We start from the raw sequence: 8,487 nt of genomic DNA, 5'->3' as shown, positions 1-8,487 counted from the left end.
CCTGAAAACGGCCGACGGGCGCGACATCGCCCCTGGCGGGGGAAGTCGCGCCCGTCGGCCGCTGCTGCTTTCGAACGTTCAGCGGTGCGTTGCTGCGCCTGGAACGCCGCACTGCGCGGAGCTTTCGGCGTCAGCCACCGGTGATGACGTTGCCGCCGATGCCGTTGCCACCGATGCCGTTGCCACCGATGCCGTCGCCACCATCGCCGCCGTCGCCGTTGATGCCGCCGTTGCCACCGTTGCCGCCACCCTGGCCGCCGCCGTTGCCGCCGCCGGTACCCCCGCCGCCGACGTCGATCGAGATGGGGTCCCAGCCGCCGTGGAGCGGCAACGTCGACATGACCGTGCGCGCCGGGAGGAACTCGACGCGCTGGTCATCCAGTTCGGCAGCGCTCATCGCCCGAGAGGTCTGTCGCATCTGGTGCTCCTTCGCAATCCGAGGGGATTCACCGGGAGAACCGGGACTCGGCCACCCGCTGGATGCGCCGCAGCGGCACGTGCCTGGCACACGGGGCAGAACTTAGGAGCACCGAACGCCCGGTGCACCTTGATTCACTCTGACGTGCAATCAACTTCTCGCCGCTCGCAGGTGTGCACGCGCATCACGCCGGGAGGGGGAGTCATCGGACTGCGCAGAGGCGCCGGTTCCCATAGCCTCCGAGCTGGCGCGAACGGATCTAGGGACGCTGGATCGGGAATCTGGGGGACTCGCGGCCCGGGCATCCGAGAGCATTCGAACAGAGGAGGACCGGTCAAGTGTTTGAGAAGACTCAACCGCTGAGCTCTGCCGAGCTCCAGGACCAGCGCATCGAGTTCCTGCCCCCGCGCACGGTCATGTCGACGTTCCCGCTCCACGGCGGCTGGGACCCGATGTTGATCAACAGTGGCGGCGCCGGCAACGGTGGCGGCCAAGGCGGCGGCCAAGGCGGCGGGTCCGGCGGCAACGGTGGCGTCGGCGTTGACGGCGGCCCCGGCGGTAGCGGCACCGGCGGCAACGGCATCGGCGGCAACGGCGTCGGCGGCAACGTCTTCGTCGGGCCGAAGTGATCTTTCTCAGCTGAGCTGGCGGTCCGTCGCCCTTGCGGGGCCGCCAGCTCTTGCCGTCCTGCGGCACCCGGTCCGCGATCGCCTCGTCCGGTGGAGGCGATCACCAGTTCGCCGCGGCCGGGTCTCCCGCGCCGGGGTGCCGGAAACATCCAGACTGCGCCGGGTCGCGGGTTCCTCTAGCCTTCGGGCTGATGCCAACGAATCTGGGGGCGTTGGAATGGGGATCTGGGGAAAATTGCGACCTCGTTAGGCATCGATCTCCGCGCGGCATCCGAGCCCATTCGAGCGAAGGAGGATCGGTCACGTGTTCGAGAAGACTCAACCGCTGAGCTCTGCCGAGCTCCAGGACCAGCGCATTGAGTTCCTGCCCGCGCGCACGGTCATGTCGACGTTCCCGCTCCACGGCGGCTGGGACCCCATCGTGATCAACGGTGGCGGTGCCGGTAACGGTGGCGGTGCAGGCGGCGGTGCCGGCGGCGGCTCCGGTAGCGGCTCCGGTATCGGCGGGAACGGCATCGGCGGTGACGGCATCGGCGGTAACGGCATCGGTGGCGATGTCATCATCAACGTGCCGTGGTGACCTGCCTGACCGCATGGGCGGGCCCGTCGTCCTGACGGGCCCGCCTTCTGCCGTCCAGCTTGGCCCAAGCATGCCACTGCTCCCCGGGTGCTGAACTTCTCAGTCCAGCTCCCGGGGAGCAGTTCGGCTGACTACACCAACGGGCGATCCGTGGGAGCGATCGGCGTCGGGAGGACGCTCCTGTTCGACAGGTAGCTGTCCACTCCGGCGGCCGCCGAGCGGCCTTCGGCGATCGCCCAGACGATCAGGGACTGCCCCCGACCCATGTCTCCCGCGGTGAAGACGCCGTCCACCGTGGTCATGAAGTTCTCGTCGCGGGCGACGTTGCCACGCGGGTCGAGCTCCACGCCCAGGTCCGCCAGGAGGCCTTCCCGTTCCGGGCCGACGAAGCCCATCGCGAGCAGGACCAACTCGGCCGGGATCTCGCGTTCCGTGCCCGGAACCGGTTCGAAGCCGGTGTCCGTGCGGCTGACCTCCACCAGCCGGAGGGCCCGGACGTGCCCCGAATCGTCGCCGAGCATCTCCTGGGTGCTCACCGAGTAGAGGCGTTCGCCGCCCTCCTCGTGAGCCGAGGAGACCCGGTAGATCATCGGGTAGGTCGGCCACGGGTTCGCGTCGGGACGCGAGTTCGGCGGGACCGGCATGATCTCCAGCTGCGTCACCGACGCCGCGCCCTGCCGGTGCGCCGTGCCGACGCAGTCCGCTCCGGTGTCACCGCCGCCGATGACCACCACGTGCTTGCCCTCGGCGTGGATCGGCGAACGCTGGAGGTCGCCCTCCTGCACCTTGTTGGCCAGCGGCAGGTACTCCATCGCCTGGTGCACGCCGCCCAGGGAACGCCCCGGGACCGGCAGGTCGCGGGCCTGGGTCGAGCCGCCCGCCAGCACCACCGCGTCGTAGTCGGCGCGCAGCTGCTCCACCGTGACGTCCACACCGACGTTCACACCGGTGCGGAATTCCGTTCCCTCAGCGCGCATTTGGCCGAGGCGGCGGTCCAGCCGCTGCTTCTCCATCTTGAACTCGGGGATGCCGTAGCGCAGCAGACCGCCGACGCGGTCGGCCCGCTCGTAGACCACCACGCTGTGGCCCACCCGGGTCAGCTGCTGGGCCGCGGCGAGCCCGGCCGGACCGGAACCGATCACGGCGACCTTCTTGCCAGTCGCCGCGCGCGGCAGCTGCGGACGGATCCAGCCCTCGTCCCAGGCCTTGTCGACGATGCTGATCTCGACCTGCTTGATGCTCACCGGATCGCTGTTGATGCCGACCACGCACGCCGCCTCGCACGGGGCGGGGCACAACGTCCCGGTGAACTCCGGGAAGTTGTTGGTGGCGTGCAGGCGCTCCGCCGCTTCCTGCCAGTCGTCGCGCCAGACCAGGTCGTTCCACTCCGGGATCAGGTTGCCCAGCGGACAGCCCTGGTGGCAGAACGGGATGCCGCAGTCCATGCAGCGACCGGCCTGCTTCTGCAACTTCGGCTGCTCGAACTCCAGGTAGACCTCGCGCCAGTCCTTGATGCGCACGTCCACCGGGCGACGCTGCGGCGTTTCCCGCGGCGTCGTCATGAATCCCTTGGGATCAGCCATGAGCCGCCTCCATGATCGCCTCGTTGACGTCGCGACCGTCGCGCTCGGCAGCGCTGCGCGCCGCCAGCACCCGCTTGAAGTCGCGCGGCATGACCTTGCCGAACCGCTCGACCGCGGTGTCCCAGTCGGCCAGCAGCTCGCGGGCCACCGCCGATTCGGTCTGCTCGTAGTGCCGCCGGATCCGGTCGTGCAGGAACTCGCGGTCGGCGTCGTCCAGCGGGTCCAGGTCGACCATCTCCGGGTTGATCCGCGCGGGATCGAGGTCGAGCAGGTAGGCGATGCCGCCGGACATGCCGGCCGCGAAGTTGCGCCCGGTCCGCCCGAGGACCACCACTCGACCACCGGTCATGTACTCGCACCCGTGGTCGCCGATGCCTTCCACGACCGCGACCGCACCGGAGTTGCGCACCGCGAACCGCTCCCCGACCACACCGCGCACGAACAGCTCACCGCTGGTCGCGCCGTAGAGCAGCACGTTGCCCGCGATGATGTTCTGCTCGGCCGCGAACGGCGCCGAGGTGTCCGGCCGGACCACGATCCGGCCACCGGAGAGGCCCTTGCCGACGTAGTCGTTGGCATCGCCCAGCAATCGCATGGTGATGCCGCGCGGCACGAACGCCCCGAAGGACTGCCCGGCCGAGCCGGTGAACGTCACGTCGATGGTGTCGTCCGGCAGGCCCTCGCCGCCCCACCGCCGGGTCACCTCGGAGCCGAGCATGGTGCCGACGGTGCGGTTGACGTTGCGCACCGGGATGTCCAGCCGGACCGGCCGGCCTTCCTTCAGCGCGCCTTCGCACAGCTGGATCAGCGTGTTGTCCAACGCCTTCTCCAGCCCGTGGTCCTGCTCGACGACCTGGTGCCGCGCGGTGCCCTTCGGCAGTTCCGGCACGTGCGTGATCGGCGTGAGGTCCAGGCCCTGGGTCTTCCAGTGCCGCACCGCCTCCGAGGTGTCGAGCAGGTCGGCCTGCCCGATCGCCTCGTCGAGGCTCCGGAAACCCAGTGCTGCCAGGTATTCCCGGACTTCCTGCGCGATGAACTCGAAGAAGTTCACCACGTGCTCGGCCTTGCCGGTGAACTTCGCGCGCAGCTGCGGGTTCTGCGTGGCCACGCCCACCGGGCAAGTGTCGAGGTGGCAGACCCGCATCATGATGCATCCCGAGACCACCAGCGGAGCGGTGGCGAAGCCGTACTCCTCGGCGCCGAGCAGCGCCGCGATCACCACGTCGCGCCCGGTCTTGAGCTGCCCGTCGGTCTGCACCACGATCCGGTCGCGCAGGTCGTTGGCCAGCAGCGTCTGCTGCGTCTCGGCCAGCCCGAGCTCCCAGGGACCGCCGGCGTGCTTGATCGACGACAGCGGCGAAGCACCGGTGCCGCCGTCGTGGCCGGAGATCAGCACCACGTCCGCGTGCGCCTTGGACACACCCGCCGCGACCGTGCCGACGCCCACTTCGGACACCAGCTTGACGTGGATCCGCGCCCTGGGGTTGGCGTTCTTCAGATCGTGGATCAGCTGCGCCAGGTCCTCGATCGAATAGATGTCGTGGTGCGGCGGCGGCGAGATCAGCCCCACGCCCGGCGTCGAGTGCCGCGTCTTGGCCACCCACGGGTACACCTTGTGCCCCGGCAGCTGACCGCCCTCGCCCGGCTTGGCGCCCTGCGCCATCTTGATCTGGACGTCGTCGGAGTTGACCAGGTATTCGCTGGTCACGCCGAACCGGCCGGAGGCGACCTGCTTGATCGCCGAGCGCCGCGAATCGCCGTTGGCGTCCGGGGTGAACCGGTCGGCGTCCTCGCCGCCCTCGCCGGTGTTGGACTTGCCGCCCAACCGGTTCATCGCGATCGCCAGCACCTCGTGCATCTCCTGCGAGATCGACCCGTAGGAGATGGCGCCGGTGGCGAACCGCTTGACGATGGACGACACCGGCTCGACCTGCTCGATCGGCACCGGCTTGCGCTCGCCCTCGCGGAACTTGAACAACCCGCGCAGGGTCATCAGCTCGCGGGACTGGTCGTCGACCGCCTTGGTGTACTCCTTGAACACCTCGTAGCGACCGCTGCGGGTGGAGTGCTGGAGCTTGAACACCGTGGTCGGGTTGAACAGGTGCGGCTCACCTTCGCGCCGCCACTGGTACTCGCCGCCGACCTGCAGCGTCCGGTGCGGCGCCTGGACCCCGTCGATGGGGTACGCCCGCTGGTGCCGGTCGGCGACTTCCTGCGCCAGCACGTCGAATCCGACGCCGCCGAGACGGGAAGTGGTGCCGGTGAAGCACTGCTGCACGACCTCTTCGCCGAGCCCGATCGCCTCGAAGATCTGCGCACCGGTGTAGGAGGCCACAGTGGACACTCCCATCTTGGACATCGTCTTGCGAACGCCCTTGCCCAGCGCCTTGATCAGGTTGTCGGTGGCCTGCTTGGCGTCCACCCCGCGGATCACGCCGGTGGCGACGAGATCTTCGACGGTGGCCATCGCCACATAGGGGTTAACGGCAGCCGCTCCGTAACCGATGAGAAGAGCGACATGGTGCACTTCGCGGACGTCACCGGCTTCGACGATCAAGCCCACCTGGGTGCGGTTCTTCTCCCGCACCAAGTGGTGGTGCACCGCACCCGTGGCCAGCAACGACGGGATCGGCGCGTGCTCGGCGTCCGCGGTGCGGTCGGAGAGCACCAGGACGTGCGCGCCGTCCGCGACGGCGGCCGAGACCTCCTCGCAGATCTCGTCGAGCCGGTTGCGCAGCGCTTCGCCACCACCCGCGACGTGGTAGGTCATCGACACCACGGCGGGCTTGAGGCCCGGCCGGTCACCGTCGTCGTCGAGGTGCACGATCTTGGCGAGCTGGTCGTTGTCCAGCACCGGGAACGGCAGCGCCAGGTTCCGGCACGCGGCCGGGTCGTGGTCGAGCAGGTTGTGCTCCGGCCCGACGTGGGTGCCCAGCGAGGTGACCAGCTCTTCCCGGATCGCGTCCAGCGGCGGGTTGGTGACCTGCGCGAACAGCTGGGTGAAGTAGTCGAACAGCTGCCGCGGGCGTTCGGAGAACGCGGCGAAGGGCACGTCGTTGCCCATCGAACCGATGGGCTCGGCCCCGGTGGTGGCCATCGGCTTGAGCAGCACGCCGAGTTCTTCCTGCGTGTAGCCGAAGACCTGCTGCCGGTGCACCAGCGAGTCGTGCGAGGGCAGTTCCCGCTCGCGGTCCGGCAGGTCGGCCAGGCGCACCACGCCCTCGTCCAGCCACTGCTGGTACGGGTACTCGGCGGCGAGCTCGCCCTTGATCTCGTCGTCGTCGATGATGCGGCCGGCCCCGGTGTCGACCAGGAACATCCGGCCCGGCTGCAGGCGGCCCTTGCGGACGACCTTGTCCGGCTCGACCTCCAGCACGCCGACCTCGCTGGCCAGCACGACCAGCCCGTCCTCGGTCACCCAGTACCGGCCGGGGCGGAGGCCGTTGCGGTCGAGCACCGCACCGATCTGCGTTCCGTCGGTGAAGGCGACCAGCGCCGGGCCGTCCCACGGTTCCATCAGGTAGTTGTGGAACTCGTAGAACGCGCGGCGGGCCGGGTCCATCTCGGCGTGGTTCTCCCACGCCTCCGGGATCATCATCAGCACCGCGTGCGGCAGGCTCCGCCCGCCCAGGTGCAGCAGTTCCAGCACCTCGTCGAAGGTCGCCGAGTCGCTGCCGTCCGGGGTGGCGATCGGGTACAGCCGCTGCAGGTCACCGGGGATCAGGTCGGTGGCCAGCATGCTCTCGCGGGTCCGCATCCAGTTGCGGTTCCCCTTGAGCGTGTTGATCTCGCCGTTGTGCGCGATGAACCGGTACGGGTGCGCCAGCGGCCACGACGGGAACGTGTTCGTGGAGAACCGGCTGTGCACCAGGCCGATCGCGCTGGCGAACCGCTCGTCGCCGAGGTCCGGGTAGAACGCGCCGAGCTGGGCCTCGGTCAGCATCCCCTTGTAGACGATGGTGCGCGCCGACAAGCTCGGGAAGTACACGTCGACTTCGTGCTCGGCCCGCTTGCGCACGCAGAACGCGAGCCGTTCCAGGCGGAGTGGATCATCGGCGCCGTCCACGAGCGAAACCGGCGCGATGAACAGCTGCCGGAAGCTCGGCATCGTCTCGCGCGCCGAGGTGCCCGCGCAGTCGGGTGCGACCGGCAGGTCGCGCCAGCCGAGCAGCCGCAGGCCCTCTTCGGCCACGATCCGCTCGACGGTCTCCGCGGCCTGCGCCGCGGCTTCGGGATCGGCGGGCAGGAACGCGGTACCGACCGCGTAACCGCCGCGTTCGGGTAGGTCGAAGGGCACTTCGGCGCGGAAGAACGCGTCCGGGACCTGCGTCAGCAGACCGACGCCGTCACCGGTGTCCGGGTCGGCGCCCTTGGCGCCGCGGTGCTCCAGGTTGCGCAGCGCGGTCAGGGCTTTTTCCACGAGTTCGTGGCTCTGCCGACCCTGCAGGTCGGCGACGAAAGCGACACCGCACGCGTCGTGTTCGTTGGCCGGGTCGTAAAGACCATCGGCGGCGGCGCTGCGTTGCGCCAAGCTTCTTGCATGGTGGGAAAGGGGCATCGTACCTCCCGTCGTCAGGCCGCGATCCGCATCCGGGCACGACTGACCCGCGGCGGAGCCGCAAGAACCTTTGGGGGCACTGACAAAAGGATGCGCCGTTGCACTCTTGGTCAGTTTGAGGCACTCTACATTTCGAGTGCGCTGAAGGCTACCGTCAAGTAACGCGAAATTAAGCGAAAGTTTCGCGACTCCCAGGGACTGGGACGCCGCTGTCACATCCCTGCGAGTGCAGGGGATTCTGCACCACAACACTGTCCATACGCGACTGCCGAGCGCCACGAGTGGCGTTGTTCACGATCTTCTTGCGGCAGCGGCGAAGCGTCGCGCAGCGACCTCGGATTCGTTCCAGAACGGGCATTTTCACGGGTCACCGAGGCGAATCACCCGATTGCCCAATGGCTTCGCATTCCGGAAAGCGGCTGGTGATCCGACCGCTTCCCGGAAGCTCAAGACCTCAGCGGGGCTCCGGCCGGACCTCGTCGCCGACGAGCGCCGAGGGATCCTCGGGAGCGCTCGCGATCGTGCGATTCCGGACGAACAGACCGAGCAGTCCCAGCAGCAGCAATCCGCACAACAGGTACGGATTGCCGAAGAAGTGCTCCAGCGGGGTCCACGGCGGACCCGTGGGCAACGATTTGAACACGGCCGCCAGCACGGTCACCGCGCTCAGCGCGGTCACGGCGAACCAGCCGATGCTGCGCAGCCGGACGGAGTAGCCG

The 8,487-nt window shown here is 68.9% G+C and carries 5 protein-coding genes and 1 pseudogene; 2 read left to right on the top strand and 4 right to left on the bottom strand.

The window, feature by feature from the left end:
- Positions 1 to 130: 130 nt before the first annotated feature.
- The gene (locus OU415_RS37340; RefSeq protein WP_270954478.1) at positions 131 to 418 is read right to left on the bottom strand and encodes a hypothetical protein; all 288 of its coding nucleotides are present in this window, start codon (positions 416 to 418) and stop codon (positions 131 to 133) included.
- 338 nt (positions 419 to 756) lie between these two features.
- Between OU415_RS37340 and OU415_RS37335 the strand changes: the two genes are divergently transcribed.
- The gene (locus tag OU415_RS37335; protein WP_270954477.1) at positions 757 to 1,047 is read left to right on the top strand and encodes a hypothetical protein; all 291 of its coding nucleotides are present in this window, start codon (positions 757 to 759) and stop codon (positions 1,045 to 1,047) included.
- Between the two features lie 304 nt (positions 1,048 to 1,351).
- Complete coding sequence (locus tag OU415_RS37330) at positions 1,352 to 1,627, top strand: hypothetical protein (RefSeq protein ID WP_270954476.1); 276 nt, start codon at positions 1,352 to 1,354, stop codon at positions 1,625 to 1,627.
- A gap of 131 nt (positions 1,628 to 1,758) precedes the next feature.
- Here OU415_RS37330 and OU415_RS37325 read toward each other — a convergent pair whose 3' ends face one another.
- The 3 genes and pseudogenes from OU415_RS37325 to OU415_RS37315 all read right to left on the bottom strand — a co-directional run.
- Complete coding sequence (locus tag OU415_RS37325; protein ID WP_270954473.1) at positions 1,759 to 3,210, bottom strand: glutamate synthase subunit beta; 1,452 nt, start codon at positions 3,208 to 3,210, stop codon at positions 1,759 to 1,761.
- Positions 3,203 to 7,768, bottom strand: a complete 4,566-nt coding sequence (gene gltB / locus OU415_RS37320; RefSeq protein ID WP_270954472.1) for a glutamate synthase large subunit — start codon at positions 7,766 to 7,768, stop codon at positions 3,203 to 3,205. The genes OU415_RS37325 and gltB overlap by 8 nt, the downstream gene beginning before the upstream one ends.
- A 454-nt stretch (positions 7,769 to 8,222) precedes the next feature.
- Positions 8,223 to 8,487 (bottom strand): annotated as a pseudogene (locus tag OU415_RS37315) (hypothetical protein); the annotation flags it as partial.

It is taken from the genome of Saccharopolyspora oryzae (assembly GCF_027853915.1).
Taxonomy (GTDB): Bacteria; Actinomycetota; Actinomycetes; order Mycobacteriales; family Pseudonocardiaceae; genus Saccharopolyspora; species Saccharopolyspora oryzae.
Note: the sequence above shows the minus strand (reverse complement) of the source record. Positions and strands in the feature narration are given on the sequence as shown.